We start from the raw sequence: 25278 nt of genomic DNA on the forward strand, positions 1-25278 counted from the left end.
CGCCCCCTATGCTGCCAGAATCAGTCAACCCCCACACAAGCTTGCTCGAGTCTGACACGCCTCAGGTCAACCTGGTGCGTTGGATGCATCAATGCGAGCTAATCAAGCGTTACTACGAAGCCGACTATGTGTTTGTGGCACAAAAAATTGCGCAGGGATTTGAAGTTCTGGTCAGTGCCATCGCCGATGTGCCCCATTTCACCTCCGGACAGACCTTTGACAGGGATACCCCCCTGTTTTTGGATCTGGTGAACGCCATGCCCGACGGACTTTCCATTGATTTGAGCCGCTACGCTGCCGGAGAGCTGCCCGCCGAGTTCGACAACTGCATCGGCTTGTTGGCCCGCCCCATTCTCTGGCCCGACGGGTCCATTTTTGGTTGCCTGTGTGTGCTGTCACACAGCAAAGTTGAAAATCAAAGCCTCAACAGCCTGATGCTGGAGCCGTTTCAAATATTGCTGCAACAGGACTTGGCACTGCTGTGCCAAAGTCACAGAGTTGAGTCGCTGTCGATGCGGGACCGGGAAACCGGCATGCTCAATCACTATGGCTTTATCATGATGGCGCCAAGGCAACTGAACCTTGGGCGCCGTTTTGGTGCCCATGCCGGGATCATTTTCTTTGAACTGCTGGACGACCCGGCCAAGCCAAAAGACCTGACCGAGAAACATCACCGGCTGCTGGGCAACATAGTGCAGCACACCATACGCACCGCCGACATAGCCGCACACTACAGCGACACCCTGTTTGTGGTACTGGCGTTTTTGGACAACGAGCGCGACCTGTCCCACATAGTGCACAGGGTCGAAAAACAGCTGGCACAGCAGGACCCTAACCTGAAATTGGATCACAGCTACCGCTTCTTTACGCCCGATACCAGCACCAAGCTTGGCCCCATGCTGACACTGGCAAAAGAAAACCTGCAAAGCTGGCAAAGGGAGCAACGCGCCAAGGCCGCTGCCAATGAAGAAAATGCCAAGGAGACAGCCCCCGAATAGAACACAGCGTTCGTCAGGCTGGATTTTTCTCAATTTGCTGGCTAAGTTATGATGTAATAACAAAAATTACATTATGTGAACATTCATGTCTTTACACCCTGTTTCCGAATGGTTGCTGGAACATCCCCACCCGGCCATCGATGAACCCCGTTGGCATCAGCTCACTCAGCTTCTTTGTCAGCTTTTCAAGGCCAGCGCCAGTGCCCTGGTGCAGTACCACTTTGGCGATGCCAGACTGATTTCGGTCAAACAGAACAAAAATGTTGGCCTGACCCAGGGTGCCATTGAGCCTATCGATCATCTTAAGCAGCGTCTGTCCAACACCTCATTACCGGACGAAGGCATCTGGCGCCATGGCCTGATTGAACTGCCCCTGCATTGGCCCGGTGGCGGCATTTTTGGTGCCGTACTGCTGGTATGCGACAAACTGCCCCCTAACCTCGACAGCTGCCAAACCCTGGCCGCCCCCATCATCGATTACCTGCAATCTGAGCTGAAGGTATACCGTCAGGCAAGACAAATGGAGCAACTGTCTCTGCAGGACGAAGCCACCCAGATGCTGAACAGCCACGGTTTCAATCTGATGGCGCCCAGGCAACTGAATCTGAGCCGCCGACTGGGCTCCCACGCCGGCTTGGTATTGATGGAAAACGGAACTGAATACCAGGGCCATGAAGCCGAAGAAAAGCTGCGCTCGCTGGCGCAGGTGGTGTTTGATAACCTGCGTGAAGCCGATTTGGCAGCCCGGATTGGCAACCAGATTGTGCTGCTCGCCTTTGTCGACAGCGAAGCGAACCTCGACTCCCTGGTCACCCGGCTTCGCAAGCAGTTCGCCCGCAAGCTTGAGCCGCAGCGGGTACTCACCGGCCACAGCTTCTTCACCCCCGACTCGCATCTGGAACTCGGCCCCATGATGGCCCAGGCAAACGATGAGCTGCAAACTACCCGAGCACGCCTGTATCCCAAAGCGGTGATAAGCAAACCCATTGAACCGTTGGATAACGAAACGCTGAATATCAGCGAACAGTTTATGGCCACTGAAGCCGCAGCCGACGAGAGCCCCGTTGAGGATGTGGCTGAGCCTGTGGAGGATGCGGCCGAACCGGTTGAGGAGGTGACAGAATCCGTTGAAGATATAACTGAGCCCGTTGAAGAAGTAACTGAGGATATAACTCCGGACGTGACTCAGGCCGAAGCAGACGAACAGCCAGACAACACACCAGCCGCTGACGTCCTCGTTCAGCAGCCCGGCGTCAATGAAAGTTCAGAAGCAGCCGCCGATGGCTCGGAGCGAGTCACTGATGGTTCTCAAATATCTGAAGGCTCTCAACAAGTCGCTGAAGGCTCTGGCGAAGTGACTCAAGAGACGCCAGCAGAAAAACCAAAGCGGCGTGGCAGAAGTGCGGCGAAATCCTCCGCAACTGGCGCTGGCAATACAACCGGCAGCAGAAGCTCGGGCAGAAGGCGCTCAGCGGCCAAAACCACGGCAGACAGCAACGCTGACAATGGCCCGGCGAGTAAAAGCACTGCCGGCAAAAGCACACCCAGAAGTAGCGGACGGCGCAAGAAAACCAGCGACTGACATGCCAGGCGCAGCAGCGCGGTAATCCATCTTTCATTCGGCCTGCATCCAAGCAGGCCGTTTTATTTAATGGCAGTTATTCAGTGAAGACGTCAGTCATCACCGGGCTCAGGTGCCGACTGGCCCTTGGCCCACTCAATTGCGAGTACCACAGGGTAAGGCGACATAAACACCAGCCCCAGACCAATAAGCACCGCCGCCCAAATCATCCCGGCCAATTGACTGGTCAGCTCTGTGCCCAAATACAGCCAGGCACCGGTAACCACCATGATCAGACCAATCCAGTGCAGGATTTTCAGAAATTTCATTACACTTTTCATCGATTCCACCACATAATCGCCTTCAGGACGGCGATATTTGCCGTCAAAGTACAGTATGGAAACCTGCATGATCAAGAAAATCGCCCTGATAGCCGCCGCTACCCTGAGCCTGGCGGGCTGTCAAACCACCCCGACATCTGAAGTGAGCAATATGGATCTTCTGGGAAGCTGGCACATAGAACAGGTATACGACCGTCCGGTTATCGACTACAGCCCGGCCAAGCTGGTGTTTGAGCCCAGCGGCAAGCTGACTGGCAATAACAGTTGCAACAACTTCTTCGGCTCCTACGCGCAGGATGGCGACAAGCTGACCCTGATGCCAGCCGGCATGACCCGCAAAGCCTGCGTCGATGCGCTGATGGATCAGGAAGCCAGAGTCACTGACGCCCTGCCCAAGGTACACGCGGCCAAAGAGTCCCAGGGCAAGCTACTGCTGCTCGATGAGGCGGGCCAAACTCTGGTGATCTTAAGTCGTCTGTAAGCACTAAAGTTCACCGCAAAAAAGCCCCGCATTGTCGGGGCTTTTTACGTTTTAACGCACAGGTTTAAACGAACTACTGGGTAGCGGTTTTCTGCTCCGCCTCACGGCTGCTGGCGATTTCGGCGCTGGTTTCCATATCGGCATTGTAGTGGGCGATATCAATTTCACCCTCAGAGCGGGCAATCACTGTGGTGGCCACCAGGTCGCCGGACACGTTGACCACGGTGCGGGCCATATCCAGCACCCGGTCGATACCGGCAATAATGGCTACCCCTTCCAGAGGAAGGCCAACTGTGGTGAGTACCAGAGTCAGCATCACCAGACCAGCCCCCGGAACCCCGGCGGTGCCGATAGAAGCGAGCGTTGCAGTCAGCACTATGGTGAGATAATCCACCCAGGTTAAATCCACCCCAAAAGCCTGGGCCACAAACAGCGCCGTGACCCCTTGGTAAAGGGCGGTGCCATCCATATTGATAGTGGTGCCAAGGGGCAGCACAAAGCTGGAAATCTTTTTGTTTACACCCAGATACTCGCTGGCGCACTTCATGCTGGCAGGCAGGGTACCGGCACTGCTGGAGGTGGTGAAAGCCACCGCCATGGCATTGCTAATACCTTTAAAGAACTGAATGGGGCTCAGTCCGGCCACCAGTTTCAGCACCAACGAATAAAAGCCCAGAATATGCAGCGCGCAGCCCAGGTAAACAGCAAAAATCACCTTGATAAGCGGCAGCAGCATGTCGATGCCGTATTCACCCGCCACCCAGGCCATCAGGCCAAACACCCCGTAAGGGGCGAGCTTCATCACCATGTCAGTAAGCTTGTACATGGCTTCGGCAAGGCTTTCGAATACCTTAATGGCCGGCTTACCGTGGTCGCCAATCAGCACCAGCGCCACACCCAGGGCCACAGCAAATACAATCACCTGTAAAATCTGGCCACTGGCCAGCGCGGCGACCGGATTGGTGGGCACTATGTTCACCAGGGTATCCATTACCGAAGGGGCCGCTTTCACCTCGGCGCTGAGGTCGTGCCCTTCCAGACTAAGGCCCGCGCCTGGCTCCAACAGCCAGCCCACCAGCAGTCCCACCGAAATGGCAATGGCGGTAGTTCCCAAATAAAACGCGAAGGATTTGAAGCCGATACGCCCCATGCGGGCGGTATCCTGCATCGAGGTCACCCCCACAATCAGCGAGCAAAACACCAGCGGCACAATCAACATCTTGATGGTGTTTACAAACAGGGTGCCTATGGGTTTGAGGGCGCTGGCATCGGGGCCGAGGGCAAGGCCAACGCCTATACCAAGCAGCATGCCGGTAAGAATTTGCAGCCACAGGGGCACGGCGCACCAACGGCGCCACAGACTAGCGGGAGGAGTAGCAGACATACCAGAACCTTTTCAGACTTGCTAAAGGGGCACGCTCAGCATCCTTCCCGGCGCGCTCGGCATCAGACGGCCGAACGCGAATATTAACATTTGCTGTGAAACCGGGTGGGGATCGGCTTCACAACTTGTGCGGCCTTCTGACTCAGGCCTCAAAAAAACCGCGGTTTTCAGCGCTGAACCGCTGCGGATAGAGCGCCGCCGGAGGCTGCTCGCGCTCAATCAAATAACTCCAGTAATCATCATCAAAACCCGCCAGCATGTTGTCGCTTTTACCCTGTTGCTTCAGGATGAGATACCACCAAACCGTCGCCCACAGCCCTAAGGTGAGCAGCGTCAAACAAAAGTGCAGTGGATGATTAATCTGCGCCTCTCCAAAGAGCTCACCAGGCTTATCTGATTGATGTAATGACAAAAAAACTTTGGGACGCACAACATGAATACGCTTGGCCATCTGATCCCCCCAAATTTAGCACCAGCTCCAACCTGCTTTTAAGTGTAGCCGCATTCGACTTTAGTCGAATACCTCATAGGCGGTATTTTAGCGACATCAGACCAACGGCTCATGACCTCAAGCCGTTCAGGTCAAGCCAGACGCAGGCTGCATCCGGGTGGGTGGCTGTGCTAGATTATCGGCTCTAAAACAATAACAGGAATGCTTGATGAACATACGCAAGGCTGTGGCGGCCGACTTAACCGATATCGTCAACTTTAACCAGGCCATGGCGATGGAAACCGAAGGGCTGCAGCTCGACACAGCTACCCTCTCCAAGGGCGTGTCTACCCTGCTGGAAAACCCCGCCAAAGGCTTTTATCTGGTCGCCGAGATTGACGGCGAGATTGCCGGTTCGCTGATGGTTACCTTCGAGTGGAGTGACTGGCGCGCCAAAGACTATTACTGGATCCAGAGCGTGTACATTCGCCCTGAGCACAGACGCAAAGGCATTTACTCCCGTCTGTATCAGGCCGTCAAAGACCTGGCTACCGAGTCCGGTGGCGCCGCCAGTTTCCGCCTCTATGTGGAGCAGGAAAACGCCAATGCCCAGCGCACCTACGAAGCCCTTGGCATGGAAAAGAGCTACTACCTGATGTACGAAGAAAAGCCGAAAAACTGATAACAGGTTAATTTAAGAAATAAAAAAGGCCATCATCGATGGCCTTTTCAGTTTAGTCACAAATGCTGGTGACCTTGATGGCGAGGCCACCCAGGCTGGTTTCACGGTACTTGGCATGCATGTCTTTGCCGGTCTCGTACATGGTGGCAATCACCTTATCGAGGCTGACTCTGGGGTCTGAAGTGCGCCGCAGCGCCATCCGCGCGGCATTCACCGCTTTTACCGCAGCAATGGCATTGCGCTCGATACAGGGCACCTGCACCTGACCCGCGACCGGATCGCAGGTCAGCCCCAGGTTGTGCTCCATGGCGATTTCGGCCGCCATACACACCTGAGCCGGGCTGGCACCCATGAGCTCCGCAAGCCCCGCCGCTGCCATAGAGCAGGCAACGCCCACTTCGCCCTGACAACCCACTTCGGCACCCGAAATAGATGCATTACGCTTATACAAACTGCCAATGGCCGCGGAGGCCAGCAGGAAGCGGCTGTATTCCTTTTGCCCAAGCGGCTGAATAAAGCGGTCAAAGTAGGCCATCACCGCCGGAATGATCCCGGCCGCACCATTGGTCGGGGCCGTGACGACCCGGCCGCCGGCGGCATTTTCTTCGCTGACCGCCAATGCAAACAGGTTAACCCAATCCACAATTTCCATCGGATCTGCGCTGATGCGGCCGTTGCTTTCAAGCTGTTTCAGCAGCGCCGGTGCCCGGCGCGGCACCCGCAGAGGCCCGGCAAGCACACCTTCGGTGTGGCAACCTCGCTCAATAGCCTGCTTCATGGTCAGCCAGATGTCGCGAAATCCACGGTAAATATACTCTTCACTGTGACAGGCCTTTTCATTGGCCAGCATCAGGGTAGAAATGCTCACCCCTTCAGCGCGACAAAGCTCTACCAGCCGCTCGGCATCTTCGAATGGATAGGGGAACAGGGTCTCACCGCCCTGCACCTTGCCAAAATCGGCCTCCTCCACCACAAAACCACCACCGATGGAGTAGTAGGTTTTCGAGAGCAGCAGCTCATCCCCGGCAAAGGCGCTTAAGGTCATGGCGTTTTCATGCAGTGGCAAGGCATGGGGATGAAACACCATGGCGTCGCGGGCAAAACGCACCGGTCTGCCGCTTTCAAGCCACAGGGTTTCTGTCTCATTGACGGCGGTAATAGTTGCGGGAATCGCATCGATATCCACGCTTTCAGGGCTGTTGCCCATCAGCCCCAATAAAATGGCGATGTCGGTATGGTGGCCCTTGCCGGTGAGCGACAGTGACCCATACACATCGGCTTTCAGGCTATCGACACGACCGGAAAGATTTAAGTTATCAAGAATATCCACAAAGGCTTTGGCTGCCTTCATCGGCCCAACTGTATGGGAACTCGAAGGCCCGATACCAATTTTGTAAATATCAAAGGTACTGAACATGGAAGACTCCAAAACGCAGAGGCGGCGCTGTGCGCCGCCCGTCAATCAACTTAGGCCGCCAGACCGTAGAGGATGGCAGTCATCGACAGCAAACCGGCAACTATCACGAAGATATTGCTGATGCGGCCACGATAGGCCTTGAGCGCTGGTACGCGATACACGGCGTACATAGGCATCAGGTAGAGGATGGCGGCAATAATAGGGCCACCGAGGGCTTCAATCATGCCTAGGATGCTGGGGTTGATAACCGCAACGGCCCAGATGGTCAGGAACATAAAGCCGAGGATAAAGCGGTTCAGTTTGGCTTCGTTAACCGCCTTGCCCTTGCCTTCGAACTGCTTAACGATAATGCCGCGCATACCTTCACTGGCCCCCATGTAGTGACCAAAGAAAGACGACACAATGGCCACAAAGGCGATGAAAGGACCAAAGTAGCTGATAAAACCACTGTCGAACACGTTGGCCAGGTACGACAGAATTGGCAGGTTCTGGCTCTTGGCTTCGGCCAGCTGCGCAGGGCTTAACGACAGCACGCAGGAGAACACAAACAGCATCACAAAACCCACCAGCATCATGGCGGTGTTGCGCAGAATGATATCAGCCTTGCGTGACGCATTGGCGCCGTGTTCGCGCTTGAGGGAAACAGCAAACTGACTGATAGCTGGCGAGTGGTTAAAGGCAAAAATCAGCACTGGAATCGTCAGCCAGATAGTGCCGAGGAAGTCTCCGGCGGCAGGCACTTCTTTCACCGCGGCCAGGTTCCAGTTGGGCATCATATACAGCGACATAAAGGCGAGGATGGCCACCAGCGGATACACCAGGAACTGGGTTACCTTGAGCATCATTTTCTCACCGGCCACCATCACCGACATCATGCCGAGAATAAGCACACCCGAGAGCAGCCAGCGCGGCAGCGATTCCATACCCAGCTGGTTGACCATAAAGCTGTCGACCACGTTGGTAATACCCACGCCATAAATAAGCACAATCGGGTAAATCGCGAAGAAATACAGCAGTGTAATGGCTTTACCTGCGCCCTTGCCGAAGTGCTCTTCCACCACCTGGGTGATATCACTGCCGGCGATGGATGAGGAGCACACAAAACGCGACAGCCCGCGGTGGGCCAGATAGGTCATGGGGCCAATCAAAAATGCCATTACCACCAGCGGCCAAAAGCCACCCATACCGGCGTTAATGGGCAAAAACAAAATACCTGCGCCTACGGCGGTGCCGAACAGACTGAGCATCCATGTTGTATCCTGCGCCGTCCAGGGCATAGCAGTGTGGGGCTGTGAAGAAGTTGGGGAGGTAGTTGCTTGCCGGGTAGCGGCAGTCATGGCTTCGTTGGACATAGGCTCAACCTTGGCACCGAGAGTGCGGTAAACGTTGGGGTATGAGTCGCGACTCAAAATTCGCCGCAAGCATAGCCAAAAGGCAAGTGCCAACCTTTGATCCACGGTCAAATTACGTAATTAAATTTCATGAAATGCTGATATTGCGATCCCGATCCCGCATGAGGCGTAATTTATTTTCAGTTGAGTTGCCAGCCATTAACCCACAGTTAACCGCTGGAAACCCGTGGGACACAAGTGGCACAGTCCATCAACCCAGACACGATAAAACTTGTCCTGCTCCGCCCTGATTTCCAGCCATCAGAGCAACTGACTCAAGAACCCTTGGTTAAAAAATAAAGGGCGAAATCACAAGCGGTTAAAGAATCCACGATATCGAGGTTTCGAGGCCTGCAAAACCGGCCAAAAACAAAAAACCGGCCACCAGGGCCGGTTTTGTCAACACAGGTATTTGCGTTACAGCGCCAGGCTGGTGCCGGTCAAATCCAGGGTTTCTTTCACGTCGGCGGCAATATCATCCTCAGTGAAACGGAACGGACGGAAGCGCTTTTCGGTGGAATAAAGCAAGGTCTGGTCGGCAAATTCGGGCCGTAAGATATTGCTCGTTTCCGAGTAAGTCAGAATGCCGCGGGCATCAACGCCGGTGTCGGTAAAGCTCACCGCCATCATCCAGCTGGAGCCATAACGGATTTGATAGCCCTTTGCAGTCAACCCGGACTTAAGCGCATTGCCGCTGACCACATCCAGCGCAGGCGTGTAGCTGTGCTGTGGGATCAGGGTGTCATCGCCACTTAAACTGGTGGAGAACACGTTAAAGCCACCCTCGGCATTGTGACTGCCAGGCCAGGGCAAGCGCTGGCCACTGGGCAAACCATTCGGCAGTGAACGCTCGACAAACTGCACGCTGCCAAGCGGAGCATCCACGGCAAAGCCAGCGTTTTCAAGATCCAACGCCGCCAGCGCCAATGCTCTTAGCGCGCTGCCATCGCTGGCAAGACCGCTGGGCGTGGTGGCCGCCGCCGTGTAATCAAAGGGCACGGTCAGCATGGTTTCGTCACTGAAGTTGTGGGCAAATTCACGCAGTAGCGCCCCACCAATGCTGTCGTTGTCCTGCTTGCCATTCCAGCGCGACAGCGCATCGCAGGCGGCGCTGATGTCCTTGGAGACACCATCTGCCACCACCACAGGGGTTGAACCCTGGGCGTCACACTGAGCCAGCAAATCGCTGAGCACCATTTCGGCCAGATAGCTGCGATTACCCAGCGCCGCCGCTTCCAGCTCGTCGAGGTTAAATTTGCCATCACTGCCACCGGCATCGCTCATCATCTTCAGCGCCATGCGGGTACGCAAAGACTGCTTGCCCCGCTCAGGGCCATACATGGGCGAGAAGAACTCCAGCGGCTGCTCAAGGTTGGTCGACCAGAACGAGTTATTGGAGTTTTGCACAAAGTCGGTGCGCTCAAGCATGGGCGCGCGGTTGTATGGCATGGGGCCATCGAAGGTGAACAGCGAGGTGTTACCGGGCAAAATGGTAAAACCGGCCTGGGCGCGGGCATCGATAATCGCCTTCTCGGTACGCAGCAGCATCACAGCGGCATCGGACAAACCCGGCACAGTGGAGTCGTCGATATAGAAGGCGTTACCTTCTTTATCGGCGTACATGGTGTTATTGAAAATCACTCCATCATAATCTTTAAACGCCTGCTGGAACTCGTCCTTGTTTTTGGCAAGGTTCATCGACAGCCAGTGATCAATAGGATCCATATTGGCCATGTTGGCGTCCTGCAACATAAAGGCGCCGCCATCATCCCAGCCAAAAGGAGCAAGATTTGCCGGGGCTTCAATCATCACCCCTTTATCTGTGCTGTAGACATCCTTCTCGGCCACCAGAATGCCCGCAGGCCCTGCATTCACCAGCACCTGCACGGTTTCCTTGTGGATGTCCATCGGGGCGCCATCCATCAGGTATTGCATCCGGTCGCCAGACTTAAGTTCAAGCTGATACACAATAAAGTGTTCGGCGGTGGAGAAGGTATGGGTCCAGGCGAGGTTTTCGTTAAAGCCAATATTGATAGGCCCGGGCATACCCACCAGCGAGCCGCCCATCACGTCCAGATGGCCGGGAATAGTGGCGTGAGACTGCCAGAAGCGTAAGTTACCTGTATGGGGGAAGTGCGGGTTACCAAGCACCATGCCGCGGCCATTTTCAGTTTTGTCTTTCCCCAGTCCCCAGCCGTTGGAGCCCAGATCCCGCGGATTGGTTTCCGGCGTTTGAATGCGCGCCGCGCGGGCTATCAGCCGTTGGTTCACATCCGCCACAAAGGCCTTGCTGGCAGCAGGATTGTGTTTAACCGCGGCGTAGGATGCCCCTGCCGGACCAATAATGCGTGGCAGATACTCGGTGCCATCACCGGGGTTGGCGTAAAAAATCAGGTCGAGGAAGTTGGCCGCGCCCGGCAAGAGGGCGATGGAAAACAGGTAAGTCACCACATCCTCCGGCGCTATGGGTTTCACCCACGGCTGCCCGGCACAGAAGGGCTCGCCCTGCACCTTGCCTTCGTCCATATCGGCCAGAAACTGGTTATAGCCAGCGGCAAAGCCGGTGATAAGGGCACGGGAGTTGTCGCTGAAACTTGGCCATTTGGCTTCGGCCTGCGCACGGGTCTTCAGCGCCTTGTAAGCAAAGTCACTGATTAAGTTGCCATTATCTTCAGAGGTCGGCATGCCGGTGGTAAAATCCAGGCTGGCATGGGGGCCAAAGTACAGCGAGCGCTCTGAGTTGGCCTTGATAAAACCGTCCGCCAGAATACAGAGGTTATCCTGGGCCTGCACATAACCATTACCAAAGCCCAGACTCTCGAGGTTGTCGGCCTTGATATGGGGCACACCGTAAGAGGTGCGTCGGATATTGACCGAGAGTTTGCCGTCCGGTGCAAAGGCCTGCAAACCGCTGTCGGTGGGTGGTGGAGTGGTATCAGTTGAGTCGCTGTCGTTACAACCTGCCAGCAAAATACTGCCGCCAAGCCCCAATGCAAGAACGAGTTTGTTGAATGTCATTATTATGATTCTCTTATGGATCCCTTTCCTTCAACAACCTTCGCCCGACATCATTTCCGTACAGCCAACACCGGACAAGCGAACCTGTTGTCGTATCCAGGCAATTGTTGCTCCCGGGCGCCATCGAAGCGACAATGGCGCCAAAATCTGAGCAAAAACACCTCGGACCATTTAAACAGTCATTCAAATAAACGTCCATAACGAAAAAAATATTTTACACCATGACCCAACAATATATTCCCGTGCTGGTGGGCTCCACCAATCCGATTAAGGTTGCCGCCGCAAAAAATGCCTTCGAGGCTCTGTTCCCCCACGCCGTTATTGACTGCAAAGGCATGTCGGTACCCTCAGGCGTTCCCGACCAACCCATGACCGCCGCCGACACCCGCCTCGGTGCTGTAAACCGTGCCAAAGCCTGCGAAGCCGCGGGCGGCGCCCTGTTTTACGTGGCCATGGAAGGCGGCGTCGACCGGCTCGAAGATGGCCCGGCCACCTTCGCATACGTGGTTATCATCCGTGAAGGTGGTGAGATGTCGGTGGGTCGCAGCAGCCAACTGCCTTTGCCTGAGCAGGTATTTACCGCCCTTGAGGCCGGTGAAGAACTTGGCCATGTGATGGACCGGCTGTTTAACACCACCAATATCAAGCAGGCTGGCGGCGCCATTGCGCTGTTGACCCACAATGCCGAAACCCGCGAGAGCAGTTACCGTCAGGCGCTGATATTGGCCATGGCACCGCTGCTGCATCCCGAGCTTTACCGCAATCTGTGATCCCGGGACTTGCCAGACGTTAAAAAAGTGTTAGTTTAGTTGTAATTCGCAACCAACTTTACTGCATCATGGACAAATCCGATAAGTCACCCGCGCCTTTGGCCCGGGAAATCCGTCAGCTGTCGCGCCAACTGGTGCGTCAGCTCGGCATGCTCTCGGGCGCCTGTGGCCAGCTGCCCTTAAGCCCGGTACAGGCCCATGCCCTGCTGGAGCTGGGCCAGCAAAGTTTGTCCATCAAGCAGTTGGCGCAAGTGCTGAATATCGACAAATCCAACGCCAGCCGCGCCGTCACCCATCTGGTAGAGAAAAAGCTCGCCGAGACCAAGGTCAACAACCGTGACAGCCGCAGTGTGCAGGCAAGCCTGACCGCCAAGGGACGGGCCATGTTGGTGAAACTGGACGAGCAGCAGGACGCCTATTTTCATCAGGTGTTGTCGCAGCTAAGCGATGAAGACAGCCGCGATATCGCTCAGGCGCTGGGACGGTTCCAACGGGCCATTATTCAGTCCAAAGCCCAGGATGGCATCGAAATCCGCCCCCTCACCCTGGGCGATGACGCTGCCATTGCCGCCGTTATCCGCGCTGTGTCTGCCGAATATGGCCTGACCCCGGACAAGGGCTATGGCGTTGCCGACCCCACCCTCGACTGCTTAAGCAAGGTCTACAGCGTGCCCGGCGCCATCTACTGGGTGATTCTGGATAAGGGCGAGGTGCTTGGCGGCGGCGGTATTGCGCCACTCGCCAGCGAGCCCGGGGTGTGCGAGCTGCAAAAGATGTACTTTATGCCCGCCATCCGCGGCAAGGGCCTGGCAAGGCGTCTGGCCAACCATGCGCTGGCCTTTGCCCGTGAGGCCGGTTATCGCGAATGTTATCTCGAAACCACCGCGGTGCTGATTGAAGCGGTGAAATTGTATGAATCCCTGGGATTTGAACACCTTACCGCTCCCATGGGTGCCACGGGCCACGATGCCTGTGAAATACCCATGCTCAAACGTTTGACGTAAATAGCCAGACGCCTCAGCCAAACTGTCGCTTTTTTATGCTGTTGCACGCCCCCATGCCGGGGGCGGCTTGCATTCAGGGGCAAACTTGATAGCTTCAAACTATTGGGTCACTAAAGGATTTTTTCATGGAATATCGTCGCCTGCCCCACTCCAGCCTTGAGGTCAGCACCCTGTGCCTTGGCACCATGACCTGGGGCGAACAGAACACCGAGGCCGAAGCGTTCGAGCAGCTCGATTACGCTATCGGCCGCGGCATCAACTTTATCGACGCCGCCGAAATGTACCCGGTACCACCGCGCCCCGAGACCCAGGGCGCCACCGAACAGATCCTCGGCAACTATCTTAAAGCCCGGGGCAACCGTGACGATTTAATTATCGCCACCAAAATCTGCGCCCACGGCGGCAAGGGCGATTACATCCGCCCCAAGATGGCGCTGGACTGGAACAATATCCATGAAGCTGTGGACGCCTCCCTTACTCGCCTTGGCATAGACACCATCGACCTGTACCAGCTGCACTGGCCCGACAGAAACACCAACTTCTTCGGCGAGCTGATGTATAAACGTGATGATGCCGAGCACCAGACGCCCATTATCGAAACCCTCGAAGCGCTGGCCGAACTTATCCGTGCCGGCAAAATCCGCTATATAGGCATTTCCAACGAGACCCCATGGGGGATCATGAAGTATCTGCATCTGGCCGATAAGCACGGGCTGCCGCGCATCGTCTCGATTCAAAACCCCTACAACCTGCTCAATCGCAGCTTTGAAGTGGGCATGAGTGAAATAAGCCATCGGGAAGAGTTGCCGTTGCTGGCCTACTCGCCACTGGCCTTCGGTACCCTGAGCGGCAAATATCTGGACGGCAACTGGCCCGAAAAAGCGCGCCTGACCCTGTTCAAACGCTTCGCCCGTTACACAGGCAGTGATACTGCCAAGGCCGCCACCGAGGCCTATGTGAAGCTTGCCAAAGAGTTTGGCCTCAGCCCCGCACAGATGGCGCTGGCCTTTGTGAACAGCCGCAGCTTCGTAGGCAGTAACATCATAGGCGCAACTAACCTCGCGCAGCTCAAAGAGAACATCGACAGCCTGGATGTCAGCCTGCCGGATGAGCTTTTCGAGCGCATCAATGCCCTTGGTGAAATCTACCGCCTGCCCTGCCCTTAAGTCGCAGGCGATACATCCAGGGGCAATTATTGATCCGATTGTTGCATCAATCATGGCGCGGCCTTGCAATGGCCGCGCAAATCCTTAAAGATCACTCCATTCGCTTTTTAGCCCCACGCTTTGACAGTTAATGGACATTTCCAGCCTTCGCGCCCAGTTTCCCGCCCTCGACCAACAGATAGCCGAGTATCCATTGGTGTATCTGGATACAGCCGCCACCAGCCAAAAACCGCGGCAGGTGCTGGACGCCATGGCGCAATTTCTGGCAACCGACAATGCCAACGTGCACCGCGCCGCCCACACGCTGTCGGCTCGCGCCACCGCCCGTTACGAAGCGGTGCGCGATAAGCTGCAAACCTTTATTAATGCCAGTCAAAGGGAAGAGATTATTTTCACCCACGGCACCACCGAGGCGATAAACCTGGTGGCCCACGGCCTGACGGCCCAGTTTGGCCACGGCGATATCATTCTGGTGGACAGCGCCGCCCACCACGCCAATCTGGTGCCCTGGCAGGAGCTGGCCAAACGCAGTGGCGCTGTGGTTAAGCCAATTCCCCTGACCCAAGAGCTACGCCTCGATGAAGCTGCTTTCGATGGGTTGTTAACCGAAAATGTAAAGCTGGTGGCCTTAAGTCACATCTCCAACGTGCTCGGCACGGTCAATGACGTCAAAGCCCTGTGCGCCAAGGCCCGCGCCAAAGGCGCCCTTACCCTGGTCGATGGCGCCCAGGCGGTGGCTCACCGGGCTGTGGATGTGGCGGATATCGGCTGCGACTTTTACGTGTTCTCCGGCCATAAAATGTATGGCCCCGATGGCGTGGGCGTGCTCTTTGGCCGCTTCGAGGTGCTCGATAGCCTGACGCCGCTGCTCACTGGCGGCGAGATGATTAAGACCGTGAGCTTCGATGGCACCCATTTTGGCGAGCTGCCAAACCGCCTCGAGGCCGGCACACCGCCCATTGCCTCTGTGATTGGCCTTGGTGCTGCCATCGACTTTTTAAGCTCACTGGACCGCACAGCTCTCGAACGCCACGAGCGGCAGCTTATGAGCATGCTCACCCTGGGGCTTGCCAGCATCCCAGCGGTTAAGCTTTATGGCACTGCCACTGGCACTGGCACTGGCACTGGCACCGAGACACTAACGCCGGAAGCCTCAAACAGCGGCGCCGTGGCCTTTAATCTGGGTGATGAGCATCATCAGGATGTCGGCATTTTGCTGGATAAATATGGCATTGCGGTGCGCTGCGGCCACCACTGCGCCATGCCGCTGATGTCAATAATGGGGATAAAGGGTTGCTGCCGCGCCTCCATCGGCCTCTATACCAGCAAAGACGATATCGACCGTTTTATTGCAGCGCTCAAAGACTGCGCCGAGCTGTTGGGGCTGGATGACTGAGTCAGTGTCGCCCAAGTTCGGCAAACTATTTTTCAGAGGACAGCATGTCTGACAAAAGCACAGCCGAGCGACCACAGGCCGCCGATTTCGAAGCCCGCCACGCCGCCAGCCAGCAGGCGCTGGTCGCCTTGGGTGAGCAAGTGGCCTCGGCCCCCAACTGGCAGGAGAAATACCGCGCCCTGATGCTCGGCGGTAAGGCGCTCACGCCGCTGCCAGACCAGTGGCAACAGGACGATGCGCGGGTACGCGGCTGCGAAAGTGCTGCCTGGCTGTATCACCACTCAAGCGCCCAGGCAGGTGAACTGCGGCATTATTTTATCGCCGCCTCGGATGCCCGTATCGTCAATGGCCTGATTGCCCTGCTGCTGGGTCAGCTTTGTGGGCAGACGGCGGATTATATTGCCGCGTTCGATATTGAAGCTTATTTCAAAGCCATTGGCCTCGACGGGCAGCTAAGCCCTTCGCGCACCAATGGCCTGTACGCCCTGGCTCAGGCCATCAAGACCTTCGCCAGCCAAGGCGCAAACTGACTTATTAAAGGAACCGGCATGACAGACATCCATAAGCGTTCGCTGCTCAAGGCCATGGGCGCAGGTGCCCTGCTGGCCGGATTGCCAATGACAGGCCTGGCCCAAAGCCTGGCCGGTTCAGGCAAGCAGGCCAAAGCAGCAACTTCGGCGGTTCCGCTCTATATCGACGGTCTGTCGTTTTTACCGGACGACCTTGCCGACATTCGCGCCTCCAAACTCGCCGCCTACCTGTGTGACATCTCGGCCATCGAAGAAGTGGTGCAGGAAGACGGCACGGTCAACTACAAGCGCACCTACAAGGCGTGCATGAAATCCATCAGGGAAGCCGCCGTGCGGGTGGCGGCCAATCCCGATGTTCTCCTGCAAGGCCTTAGCGGCAGTGATATCGCCCTTGCCCGCGACACAAACCGCACCGCGCTGTTTTTCCAGATACAGGGCGCCGACTGCGTCGAAGAGCGCCTGTCACAGGTGGATGAGTTTTACCGCGAAGGCCTGAGGGTATTACAGCTCACCCACCACTACGGCAACAGTTTTGCCGGTGGCGCCCTGGATAACGATGAGCGCGGCGGCCTCAACCTGCCACTGTCGCCCAAGGGCTTTGCCCTGGTGGATAAACTGAACGACAGCGGCATTTTGATTGACCTGAGCCACTCGTCCGAGCAAACGGCGCTGGACACCCTTAACGCCTCACGCATGCCCGTGGTGCAAAGCCATGGTGCGGTACGAGCCATCGTCAATCATGCCCGCTGCTCACCGGACAGCGTTATTCGCGCCATCGCCGACAGCGGCGGCGTGTTCGGGGTGTTTATGATGAGCTTTTGGCTCACCAAAGACCCGGTTCCCACCACAGCCCATTACCTCGCTCAGCTTAAGCATGTGGCCAACATCGGCGGTATAGATGCGGTGGCCATCGCCAACGACTATCCGCTGCGGGGCCAGGAAAATCTGCTTAAGCTCAATAATGACAACGCCGAAGGGGTGAAGGAATATCTGGACTGGTGGCACAGCCTGCGCGCCAAAAAGGTACTCGGTTTCGACCATGAGCCGGAGCATGTCGTCATTCCCGAACTTAACCATATCGAGCGCATGTCACGCATCCACGATGCCCTCAAGGGGGCGGGATTTGGCGCCAGCGACGCCGATAAAATCATCGGCGGCAACTGGCAGCGGGTATTAAATCAAGTGCTGGTGTAACCAGCGGACTCGCTTAAATAAAAAGCCCGCTGCTGCGGGCTTTTTTACGATTTGGGTTAACTTTGCCTATGTTGTCACTACTGTTTTGCCGGAGCGGGCGGCAAAAATCGCCCTCGTTTGCCAAGCCACAGTAGCAGCGCACTAAACACCAGCGCCACCATCACCACTGTCACTATCGAGTCCTCCGGCCCTACGGTGCCACCACTGAGCCAGTTGGGTCCGGAATAGCTGCTCTCAAGGGGCGCCACGGCGCGCCAGTCGTCCAGCCCTGACAGCGGCAGCCCGGTGAGCAGCACCGCAAAGTTCCAGGCGGCATGATTGGCAGCTACTACCCAAATATTGCGACTTTGCACAAACAGCACTGTCCAGAAAGCCCCAATCAAGGTGCCGGAAATCACGGTCACTACCAGCTCAGGCGTGCCCAGATTGCTGTCCAGATTGGCGATGTGCAGCACCGAAAAAATCAGCGATTGCAGCCACAGCGCCGCCGCTGTGCCCCAGGCGCTTTCCAGTGCCTGAAACATCACGCCGCGAAACACCACTTCCTCAATGGTGGCGGCGACCAAAATCACTCCGGCAACACCAAACAGCGCGCTACTGAAACCGCGATACTCATTGAGCTGATACACACCCGAGGCAAATAGCAGCATTGATGCCAGCGCAATCATGGCCACCGCCAGCAAGGCGCCAAGGGCTATGCTGGCGGGCTTAAGTCCAAGCTCGGCCGGGCGGCGCTTTTCAGCAACATGCACATAGCCCCAGTAACCCAGCAGCAAGCACACTAAAATGCCGCCGCGGCGCAGCGCAGCGAGTTCGCTCTCCCCAAGCGACAACAGCTTGCCCAAAAGTGGCAACAGCCCAAAACGAAACAGCGCAATGGCGCCACCAATCATCACCGCTGCGATGAGGAGCTTCAGCAGCACGCCTCTCAACTTGTATAAATGTCCCGTCACATCCCTTGTCCTCAAATCCCCTGCCTTCAAAGCACTTGCCTTAAAATTCAGCAGCCAATCTTGCCGATAAATCCCTGCTTAGCTTGCCCTGCGTTTGTTCGCGCTGAACGTGCCCGGCACAGCAGCCCAAATGCCAAGCCGTTTAGCACCGACAAACAGATAACGCACAGAGCACCGTTAATCACACTCAATTAATTGAGTAACCACAGTAACTTAGAGTCGCTTGAGTTGACTACTGAAATTTAGAAAAGACTAATGTCTTACTGGGGCGAGAACGCTTCCAGCTGGTTAAGGGGTTGGCGAAGCAAGCCTTTAAAGGCTTGCTGCTTCGACTCGCCATGGGCACCTCTTTGCCATCAGTGAGCGAAATCAACAGCTTGTTTATGGCTCTCTTTTTAAAACAGTAAAAATCTTTAATGACACACAGAAAAGCCCGCGAATGCGGGCTTATGAAACGAACGGGTACTGGCTATAAACATTTTGGGTGGTTGTTGCTGTTATCAGCTCACCAGCTCCCACTGGTATTTAAGGATGTAACTCGCAGAGGGGTGAGTAAGGTTTTCCGAGCGGATATCACTTGTATAGCCTTGAGAGAACTTGGTATTGACATCGGGCAGCAGCAAATTGACCGTTGTCGGTTCGAATATATCGTCCTCCAAGGATTCAAATAAATAGTAAGCAATTAAACCCAGAGCAACACCAACCACGGCACCTACAAGCACACCGACAGGGCCACCAGCAGAACCCATCGAAATTCCCGCAGCCCCTCCAGCCGCCATTGCCGCTGCCACTACAAGTGCTTCCACCACTTCGTGCACAGCATCCCACAGGGCACGTAGTGCCTCCAGAAACGCGCCGGAGCCATCCGATTCCGCCATCAGAAAAGTGGTACTGAAAGTGCGTGGCCATGGTCCGCCGCGGGTCAAATCAAACTCGACAAACTTGCGAGGCGGGTTAAAGCTTTTTGCCCGACCTTTGCGGAAGTTACCGACCCGAAAACCTGCCACCTCTCGGCGCTGATCCGTACTGTCAGCCCCCAAGCCACCCAGCCGGATATCATCCTCGCCAAAATCAGTGAGCTCCAGGCCAACATCATCGAGGCATTTCACCTTGATGATATTCAGGCGCAACTTGGTAAACCCGCTCACAGGCGCAGCTGCCGGACTACCGGAAGCGGCGGAGTTTTTGCTGTCTGACAGCATGGAATACGACATGCCGAGCCTACTATAAAGGAGGGCTGCGTCCTTATTCGCCACGGCATCTTTAATCGCAGCCGTGGTTTCTGAGCTCAACTTTATCGCCTTAACGCTCGTATCCATCGCGCTTAATTCGCTGAAAATGCCATTGCGGACAAGCGATGGTTGAAGGCGCAAACGGGTAGCCAGTGAGTCTCTGCGAACTGATGTGTGGCTTGTAGCGCCGCTTAGTTTACGGGCAGAGCGTATTTGTAGCGCTCGCACTTGCCGGGGCTTGGCTACCTGTCTGAGTTTAAGTACCTGTAGCGCAGCATTTTCCAGTGCAGCCTTGGCGGGCAATGAAAATTTTGCCGGCTCGTGCAAATGGGCGGCGGCAGTTTCAATGCCTTCAATCGCGATGCGGCTTGCTTCGTTAGCAATTGCCTGTAAATCGTCAGGCAGGTCTCTGTCGTTGCATGTAATGATGTCCACTCTCTTATCTCCTTTTGATAACACAGCTATGAACCGGGCAAAAAAGTGTGCCCCGTTAGATGCCTGCATCCCTTTGGGCGACAAACCTATTTAACTGTTTTGTCTGCTTAGCCCGCGCTCAGCCTGCCTGAATACAGCCAGGACTTTCCGGGTGATTCGGAAATGCCTTCCAACGCCAGGCCGCCTTTCCTTGCAATGAGTAGCCGCGGTAAATTCACATCGGGCTAGTCTTGGTGAAGGCCGCAACAAGAGCCATACATACGCCAGGCCTTATCGCTTTCCGATTTCCAGACTGTACAAGCTGCTGTTTTACTTGCTTGATTTGGCTTTGAATTTAATGTGATTTTTTTGAATGGACGGATAATCAGAGGGTTACAGCTGTTTCTTTCACACTGGTTTATTGCAAGACGGCCGACCGAGACCAGCGACCGAGCCCGGAGTACAAATCACTGCCAACTGAGTTACAATCGGATTTAAATTCTCAAGTCGGGCTGTATGGATATGGAAATTCACCAGCGTAGCTCTGCAGAACAAACTCCCGGGACACTCCACTCGAACCGCAGAATTCAATTCGATGAATTTGAGTTTGTAACCTCGCCGCCAGCGCTCTATTACCGGCAGCAGCGACTCCCACTGGAGCCAAAAATGCTGCAGCTGATGACCATGCTGATTGACGCCAGGCCGGAACTTGTCAGCAAAGATGCACTTATGTCTGCGCTCTGGCCCGATACGATAGTGTCTGACTGGTCGCTTGCACGGCTGGTCTCCGATACCCGGAAGTTGCTGGATTCGACAGGCAGTCGCCAACCTCTGATTAAAACGGTTAGGGGCAGAGGTTTTTGCTTCGTGCCCGATGCCCATGAAATCATTGATGTCAGCTCGCAATTTGGCAGCCGCACTATCGACAATTCGGCCCTAACACCTGCGGATACCCTTGCTGGAAGTCGAAGTAACAGGTTTATTTGGATATTCTCGCTACTGCTTTTTATCACCGCAATCGTCGGTGTCCGCTATCTCACATCGCCAACTGAACAACTTGCGCCTTCCCAATCTCTCCATGACAGTGCAAAGCACAGGCTCGATATCATGTTATCGCTGCAGCGTAGCCTGAAACTTACCAAAACCGCCTTTGAGGCCCAGGTAAGAAGGCGAAATGAGTTGGCAGAGGCCATTGCAACCAAACAGCCTGAGTTGATGAGCCTTGGCTGGGAGCAAAGACTCCGCCAATATCAGCCCCAATCCACCGCCGATGAAAAGTTTATTTTCGAGCAGATCCGCGCCTTTACCAGCGGGCCGCTACTCAAAGGCAACCGCGAGCTGCTTACCCTGCTCGACAATCATCCTGAGCTTTATGAAGAGATAGATTCATTCCTGCAACTTCACAGCCACCTGCAGATCTGGCTGAATAAGTACGATCAGGTATTCAGGCACCATCCTGAGATGGCCGTGCTCTATATTGGTGTAGAAGATGGGGTGCCTTTTCCAACTGAGATAGATAAGCAGGTGGAGGATTGGATTAATGCCAGGCAGACTTACACCACTGAATAATGTGCGCTGGTAGATTTTATGCTTAAGCAGGATGCAACTGACGCTCCATGGCTCAGGCTCGAGCCGGAAACCCGGAATAATAAAGCCCACATTCGCGGGCCTTATTATTCAATGCAGGTGTTTATCGCACGCCAAATCAGTGGCTTGGTTTGCCCTCGCCGAGCTTCTCGATAATCAGCACCAGAGCAATACCAACAAGGGCACAGACGATGGCGAGCCCCAGCTGCGATGACTCGCCGCTAAGCTGCTCAAAGCCCCAGGGCGACAGGTTTTGCTGTGCCAGTGGCACCTGCTCGCCATGGGAGTTGGTGCGCCAGCTCAGGGTTTCCTTCCAGGGCCAGATCTTACCCAGGGTGCCCAACATCAGTCCGGTGAGGAAGAAGAGGGTCGCATCGTGAAACTTACGCAGCAGCATCGACAGCAGATGGCTGAAACTCAAAATGCCGCAGATGGCGCCAACGGCAAAGCAGGCAAGGATATCGAGCTGTAAGCCCTTGGCCGCAGCAAGCACTGCCGGGTAGAGGCCGAGCAGCAGCAAAATAAAGCTGCCGGAAATGCCGGGCAGGATCATCGCGCAAATAGCGATGGCACCGCCGAGGAACACATTCAAATAAGTAGCCGGAATTTCGGTAGGGGTAAGCACGGTAATGCCCCAGGCCACCACGGCGCCGAGGGCAAACAGCGCAATCCGCCCGGCACTGAAGCCTTTTACCTGCCGCAGCATATGCCACACAGACACCAAAATCAGTCCAAAGAAGAAAGACCACACAGGAATGGGGTGATGCACCAGCAGGTATGAAATCAGCTTGGCAAGGCTGAAGATACTGGTGAGGATGCCACCAAACAGACACACCAGGAAAGTACCGTTGATCCGCTCCCAGGCTGCCTTCCCACCTTCTTGACGTATCACCTTGATAAGCGAGGGGTTAATTGCCCTTACGCTGTCCAGCAGCTTATCCAGGATCCCTGTGATAAAGGCGATGGTACCGCCGGATACACCGGGCACCACGTCGGCTGCGCCCATAGCGAGCCCTTTAAAGTAGGTCAGTAAGTTGTTCACCCAATTCCCCAAAAAATACCGGCACTTGGCCGATGCTGTGCTTATGTTGCCGCCGATTATATGTCGGCTCGGCGGCCCCTGAAAATGAACTTTGCGTTAGGAAGCCAACAAAGCGCTGCTCGCTACCGTTTGCCACCACCTCAAAGCCATGTACTGACCTCAGGGTACAGAGGCGCTTGCAGATGGTTAATGGCATGTTACACTGCGACAAAACAAACAGGCCAGACCAGTTGCCATTTCACGGTTTTTCCGGCAACTGAACAGGCCAGATAACAGCATGCAGCACACAAAGACAGGAAGCAAAACCATGGCTGGCAAACCCAATAAGGTGATGGCCCTTTATCAAAAGCTTATCCCCTATCCCTTTGGCAGAATTATCTTTTCCAGGATGGTGGCCCGCATGGCGCCCTACTTTGGCACCATCAAACCGCTGATCACCGAGCTTAGGCCCAACCACTGTGAATGCTTTATCAAGAAACGCAATGCGGTACACAACCACATTAAAACAGTCCACGTGATTGCCATCTGCAACGGCCTGGAAATGGCCATGGGCGTGATGGCCGAAGCCTCAATTCCGCCGCATCTGCGCTGGATCCCAAAGGGTATGAGCCTGGATTACACCGCCAAGGCAGGCAGTGATATTCGCTGTGTGGCCGAGGTTCAGCCGCAAGACTGGCAGGAAGGTGACTTGCTGGTGCCCGTAACGGCTTACGACATCAACGATGTGGTGGTGGTAAAAGGCCACATCAAGCTGTGGATCTCGCAAAGGCCGCCCAAAGCCTAAGCTATTTGGCAACGAAAAAAGACTGATTTCTCAGTCTTTTTCGTATCTACCTTAGCTAAGCCTCAGCCTGGACTTCGCTTTGCTGGCAGGCGCGCTTTTCATCATCGCTGAGTGGCCGCCATTGCCCGGGGGCAAGCTGCGGATCCAGGAGAAGAGCGCCAATGCGGCTTCGGTGCAAGGCAAGCACCGGGTTTTGAAAGCGGCCAAACATGCGCTTGATTTGATGGTACTTGCCTTCCCGAAGTTCTACCCTCGCCTCACGCTCACCAACAATGGCAAGTCTGGCCGGCAACGTGGTAATAGCCTCTGTTTCAAAGTAAAAGCCACGCTCAAAAGCCGCGATATAGTCTTGGGTCAGCGGCTTTTCCAGGGTCACCCAATACTCTTTGGTCACATGGGCACCGGGCTGCATCATCGACTCTGACCAGCGGCTGTCGTTGGATAAGAGCACCAGTCCGGAGGTATTCAAATCCAGCCTGCCGACTATGTGCAGCCCGGCTCTAATCGCCTCGGGGATAAGGTCGAGCACGGTTTTGTGCTCTTTGTCTTTGGTGGCCGACACCACCCCCACGGGTTTATGGAGCATCAGGTAGCGCGGCGTTTCGGCGCGAAGGGCTGTGTCATCCAAATAAATCTGACTGAAGGGGCCGATTTGCTGCGCCATTTCCAGCGCCCGCTCACCATCCACTGTCACCCTTTCAGCTTTCAGTAACTCGCGAACCGCTTTTTTGGGGATATTAAGGGTTTTGGCCAGAAAGCTGTCGAGTCGGCCGCGGGGGGAAATCATAGTTCAGCGCCTTAGTCGGCAATCGCCGCAGTGATGCGATAAGCGCAGCGGCGCGCCCCTTCGACGATATGCTCGCTACGCTCCACTGTCACCCCCTCGCCCAGCAGGCGACGAAACAGCATGAGCTCAGAGCGGCAAAAGTTCTGGCAACTGCTGGCGGCCGCGCAGATAGGACAATGGTTTTCGTACAGCCACCAAACATCCCCTTCATTTGCCACCGTCGCCATATAGCCTTCTTCAGTGCGAATGGCCGCCAGTTGCTCGAGGCGCCCGGCAAGGGTGCTGACACCCGCCATCCGCTCAAGGTAGGCCTGCTCAGAGGCGGCTTCGCGGTGGCTTATCAGGGCATCCATCCCGGCATCGCCAAAAATCACCTTTACCGAATCAATCAGCCTTAAGGTCAACTCGCTGTGACGATCGCCAAACTGGTTTTGCGCCGCATCGGTCAACTTCCAGTAACGCGCCGGGCGACCACGGCCCTCACTGATGTCCTCAAAACTGAGATTGCCTTCGGCTTCCATGGCCTGCAGATGCTGGCGCACCCCCATGGAGGTCAGCCCCAGCGATTCGGCCAGGCCAGCGGCAGTCATAGGCCCTTGCAGCTTCAGCAAATCGAGGATTTTTTGGCAGGTTTTCATCGTCTCACCCAATACAAAGCGCAGCTTGCTCTGGGTCTATTATCGTTAACCAAAGTATTAAGTAAACTTTTTTGTTTA

The 25278-nt window shown here is 55.5% G+C and carries 23 protein-coding genes; 12 read left to right on the forward strand and 11 right to left on the reverse strand.

Annotated features, from left to right (window positions below; translation table 11 throughout):
- Positions 1-8 precede the first annotated feature (8 nt).
- Both STH12_RS13150 and STH12_RS13155 read left to right on the forward strand, forming a co-directional pair.
- Positions 9-998, forward strand: coding sequence for a nucleotidyl cyclase domain-containing protein (locus STH12_RS13150; protein WP_126167952.1), 990 nt, complete (start codon positions 9-11; stop codon positions 996-998).
- Positions 999-1083: 85 nt separating this feature from the next.
- Positions 1084-2580, forward strand: a complete 1497-nt coding sequence (locus STH12_RS13155; protein WP_126167953.1) for a GGDEF domain-containing protein — start codon at positions 1084-1086, stop codon at positions 2578-2580.
- Positions 2581-2672: 92 nt separating this feature from the next.
- Here STH12_RS13155 and STH12_RS13160 read toward each other — a convergent pair whose 3' ends face one another.
- Positions 2673-2969, reverse strand: a complete 297-nt coding sequence (locus STH12_RS13160; RefSeq protein ID WP_126167954.1) for a hypothetical protein — start codon at positions 2967-2969, stop codon at positions 2673-2675.
- On the opposite strand from STH12_RS13160, the gene STH12_RS13165 reads away from it, so the two are divergent.
- Positions 2968-3381, forward strand: coding sequence for an META domain-containing protein (locus tag STH12_RS13165; protein ID WP_126167955.1), 414 nt, complete (start codon positions 2968-2970; stop codon positions 3379-3381). The genes STH12_RS13160 and STH12_RS13165 overlap by 2 nt on opposite strands.
- Before the next feature lie 73 nt (positions 3382-3454).
- Here STH12_RS13165 and STH12_RS13170 read toward each other — a convergent pair whose 3' ends face one another.
- Both STH12_RS13170 and STH12_RS13175 read right to left on the reverse strand, forming a co-directional pair.
- Positions 3455-4765, reverse strand: coding sequence for a dicarboxylate/amino acid:cation symporter (locus STH12_RS13170; protein WP_126167956.1), 1311 nt, complete (start codon positions 4763-4765; stop codon positions 3455-3457).
- A 142-nt stretch (positions 4766-4907) separates the two neighbouring features.
- Positions 4908-5216, reverse strand: coding sequence for a hypothetical protein (locus STH12_RS13175; protein ID WP_237158619.1), 309 nt, complete (start codon positions 5214-5216; stop codon positions 4908-4910).
- A gap of 208 nt (positions 5217-5424) precedes the next feature.
- Between STH12_RS13175 and STH12_RS13180 the strand changes: the two genes are divergently transcribed.
- Positions 5425-5877, forward strand: a complete 453-nt coding sequence (locus STH12_RS13180; protein WP_126167957.1) for a GNAT family N-acetyltransferase — start codon at positions 5425-5427, stop codon at positions 5875-5877.
- A gap of 52 nt (positions 5878-5929) precedes the next feature.
- On the opposite strand, the gene STH12_RS13185 is transcribed toward STH12_RS13180, so the two are convergent.
- The 3 genes from STH12_RS13185 to STH12_RS13195 form a co-directional block, all read right to left on the reverse strand.
- Entirely contained in the window at positions 5930-7294 is a 1365-nt protein-coding gene (locus STH12_RS13185; RefSeq protein WP_126167958.1) for an L-serine ammonia-lyase, read from the reverse strand.
- A gap of 50 nt (positions 7295-7344) precedes the next feature.
- The gene (locus STH12_RS13190; protein ID WP_237158871.1) at positions 7345-8571 is read right to left on the reverse strand and encodes a serine/threonine transporter; all 1227 of its coding nucleotides are present in this window, start codon (positions 8569-8571) and stop codon (positions 7345-7347) included.
- A 531-nt stretch (positions 8572-9102) separates the two neighbouring features.
- The gene (locus STH12_RS13195; RefSeq protein WP_126167959.1) at positions 9103-11703 is read right to left on the reverse strand and encodes an acylase; all 2601 of its coding nucleotides are present in this window, start codon (positions 11701-11703) and stop codon (positions 9103-9105) included.
- A gap of 221 nt (positions 11704-11924) precedes the next feature.
- Between STH12_RS13195 and yjjX the strand changes: the two genes are divergently transcribed.
- The 6 genes from yjjX to STH12_RS13225 all read left to right on the forward strand — a co-directional run bounded on the left by yjjX (position 11925) and on the right by STH12_RS13225 (position 17763).
- Positions 11925-12473 (forward strand): inosine/xanthosine triphosphatase, encoded by a 549-nt coding sequence (yjjX, locus tag STH12_RS13200; RefSeq protein ID WP_126167960.1) that lies wholly within the window; start codon positions 11925-11927, stop codon positions 12471-12473.
- Between the two features lie 68 nt (positions 12474-12541).
- Entirely contained in the window at positions 12542-13477 is a 936-nt protein-coding gene (locus tag STH12_RS13205) for a bifunctional helix-turn-helix transcriptional regulator/GNAT family N-acetyltransferase (RefSeq protein WP_126167961.1), read from the forward strand.
- Between the two features lie 125 nt (positions 13478-13602).
- Positions 13603-14643, forward strand: a complete 1041-nt coding sequence (locus tag STH12_RS13210) for an NADP(H)-dependent aldo-keto reductase (RefSeq protein WP_126167962.1) — start codon at positions 13603-13605, stop codon at positions 14641-14643.
- Positions 14644-14773: 130 nt separating this feature from the next.
- The gene (locus tag STH12_RS13215) at positions 14774-16039 is read left to right on the forward strand and encodes an aminotransferase class V-fold PLP-dependent enzyme (RefSeq protein ID WP_126167963.1); all 1266 of its coding nucleotides are present in this window, start codon (positions 14774-14776) and stop codon (positions 16037-16039) included.
- 44 nt (positions 16040-16083) lie between these two features.
- Positions 16084-16569 carry a SufE family protein gene (locus STH12_RS13220; protein WP_126167964.1) on the forward strand — a complete coding sequence of 162 codons (486 nt, stop codon included), beginning with the start codon at positions 16084-16086 and terminating at the stop codon, positions 16567-16569.
- Positions 16570-16587: 18 nt separating this feature from the next.
- Positions 16588-17763: a membrane dipeptidase gene (locus STH12_RS13225; RefSeq protein WP_126167965.1), complete on the forward strand. Its 1176-nt coding sequence runs from the start codon at positions 16588-16590 to the stop codon at positions 17761-17763.
- Between the two features lie 77 nt (positions 17764-17840).
- Here the strand turns inward: STH12_RS13225 and STH12_RS13230 are convergent, their stop codons facing one another.
- Positions 17841-18686, reverse strand: a complete 846-nt coding sequence (locus STH12_RS13230) for a CPBP family intramembrane glutamic endopeptidase (RefSeq protein WP_237158621.1) — start codon at positions 18684-18686, stop codon at positions 17841-17843.
- Between the two features lie 530 nt (positions 18687-19216).
- On the reverse strand, positions 19217-20383 hold the full coding sequence (locus tag STH12_RS13235; RefSeq protein WP_126167967.1) for a hypothetical protein: 1167 nt from the start codon (positions 20381-20383) through the stop codon (positions 19217-19219).
- Between the two features lie 495 nt (positions 20384-20878).
- On the opposite strand from STH12_RS13235, the gene STH12_RS13240 reads away from it, so the two are divergent.
- Positions 20879-21931: a winged helix-turn-helix domain-containing protein gene (locus tag STH12_RS13240; protein ID WP_126167968.1), complete on the forward strand. Its 1053-nt coding sequence runs from the start codon at positions 20879-20881 to the stop codon at positions 21929-21931.
- A 136-nt stretch (positions 21932-22067) separates the two neighbouring features.
- On the opposite strand, the gene STH12_RS13245 is transcribed toward STH12_RS13240, so the two are convergent.
- Positions 22068-22955 carry a polyprenyl-phosphate transporter gene (locus STH12_RS13245; protein WP_418856623.1) on the reverse strand — a complete coding sequence of 296 codons (888 nt, stop codon included), beginning with the start codon at positions 22953-22955 and terminating at the stop codon, positions 22068-22070.
- Between the two features lie 343 nt (positions 22956-23298).
- Between STH12_RS13245 and STH12_RS13250 the strand changes: the two genes are divergently transcribed.
- A complete protein-coding gene (locus tag STH12_RS13250; protein WP_126167970.1) occupies positions 23299-23775 on the forward strand; it encodes a hotdog fold domain-containing protein in 477 nt (158 codons plus the stop codon).
- A 55-nt stretch (positions 23776-23830) separates the two neighbouring features.
- Here the strand turns inward: STH12_RS13250 and STH12_RS13255 are convergent, their stop codons facing one another.
- Both STH12_RS13255 and STH12_RS13260 read right to left on the reverse strand, forming a co-directional pair.
- The gene (locus STH12_RS13255) at positions 23831-24562 is read right to left on the reverse strand and encodes a 16S rRNA pseudouridine(516) synthase (protein WP_126167971.1); all 732 of its coding nucleotides are present in this window, start codon (positions 24560-24562) and stop codon (positions 23831-23833) included.
- Positions 24563-24573: 11 nt separating this feature from the next.
- Entirely contained in the window at positions 24574-25200 is a 627-nt protein-coding gene (locus STH12_RS13260; protein ID WP_126167972.1) for a helix-turn-helix transcriptional regulator, read from the reverse strand.
- Positions 25201-25278 lie beyond the last annotated feature (78 nt).

This window comes from Shewanella khirikhana, assembly GCF_003957745.1.
GTDB lineage: Bacteria > Pseudomonadota > Gammaproteobacteria > Enterobacterales > Shewanellaceae > Shewanella > Shewanella khirikhana.

Coding starts and splice junctions, on each gene's coding strand:
- STH12_RS13150 (WP_126167952.1), top strand. CDS start 9: ATGCTGCCAGAATCAGTCAACCCCCACACAAGCTTGCTCGAGTCTGAC.
- STH12_RS13155 (WP_126167953.1), top strand. CDS start 1,084: ATGTCTTTACACCCTGTTTCCGAATGGTTGCTGGAACATCCCCACCCG.
- STH12_RS13165 (WP_126167955.1), top strand. CDS start 2,968: ATGATCAAGAAAATCGCCCTGATAGCCGCCGCTACCCTGAGCCTGGCG.
- STH12_RS13160 (WP_126167954.1), bottom strand. CDS start 2,969: ATGCAGGTTTCCATACTGTACTTTGACGGCAAATATCGCCGTCCTGAA.
- STH12_RS13170 (WP_126167956.1), bottom strand. CDS start 4,765: ATGTCTGCTACTCCTCCCGCTAGTCTGTGGCGCCGTTGGTGCGCCGTG.
- STH12_RS13175 (WP_237158619.1), bottom strand. CDS start 5,216: ATGGCCAAGCGTATTCATGTTGTGCGTCCCAAAGTTTTTTTGTCATTA.
- STH12_RS13180 (WP_126167957.1), top strand. CDS start 5,425: ATGAACATACGCAAGGCTGTGGCGGCCGACTTAACCGATATCGTCAAC.
- STH12_RS13185 (WP_126167958.1), bottom strand. CDS start 7,294: ATGTTCAGTACCTTTGATATTTACAAAATTGGTATCGGGCCTTCGAGT.
- STH12_RS13190 (WP_237158871.1), bottom strand. CDS start 8,571: ATGCCCTGGACGGCGCAGGATACAACATGGATGCTCAGTCTGTTCGGC.
- STH12_RS13195 (WP_126167959.1), bottom strand. CDS start 11,703: ATGACATTCAACAAACTCGTTCTTGCATTGGGGCTTGGCGGCAGTATT.
- yjjX (WP_126167960.1), top strand. CDS start 11,925: ATGACCCAACAATATATTCCCGTGCTGGTGGGCTCCACCAATCCGATT.
- STH12_RS13205 (WP_126167961.1), top strand. CDS start 12,542: ATGGACAAATCCGATAAGTCACCCGCGCCTTTGGCCCGGGAAATCCGT.
- STH12_RS13210 (WP_126167962.1), top strand. CDS start 13,603: ATGGAATATCGTCGCCTGCCCCACTCCAGCCTTGAGGTCAGCACCCTG.
- STH12_RS13215 (WP_126167963.1), top strand. CDS start 14,774: ATGGACATTTCCAGCCTTCGCGCCCAGTTTCCCGCCCTCGACCAACAG.
- STH12_RS13220 (WP_126167964.1), top strand. CDS start 16,084: ATGTCTGACAAAAGCACAGCCGAGCGACCACAGGCCGCCGATTTCGAA.
- STH12_RS13225 (WP_126167965.1), top strand. CDS start 16,588: ATGACAGACATCCATAAGCGTTCGCTGCTCAAGGCCATGGGCGCAGGT.
- STH12_RS13240 (WP_126167968.1), top strand. CDS start 20,879: ATGGATATGGAAATTCACCAGCGTAGCTCTGCAGAACAAACTCCCGGG.
- STH12_RS13245 (WP_418856623.1), bottom strand. CDS start 22,955: ATGGGCGCAGCCGACGTGGTGCCCGGTGTATCCGGCGGTACCATCGCC.
- STH12_RS13250 (WP_126167970.1), top strand. CDS start 23,299: ATGGCTGGCAAACCCAATAAGGTGATGGCCCTTTATCAAAAGCTTATC.
- STH12_RS13255 (WP_126167971.1), bottom strand. CDS start 24,562: ATGATTTCCCCCCGCGGCCGACTCGACAGCTTTCTGGCCAAAACCCTT.
- STH12_RS13260 (WP_126167972.1), bottom strand. CDS start 25,200: ATGAAAACCTGCCAAAAAATCCTCGATTTGCTGAAGCTGCAAGGGCCT.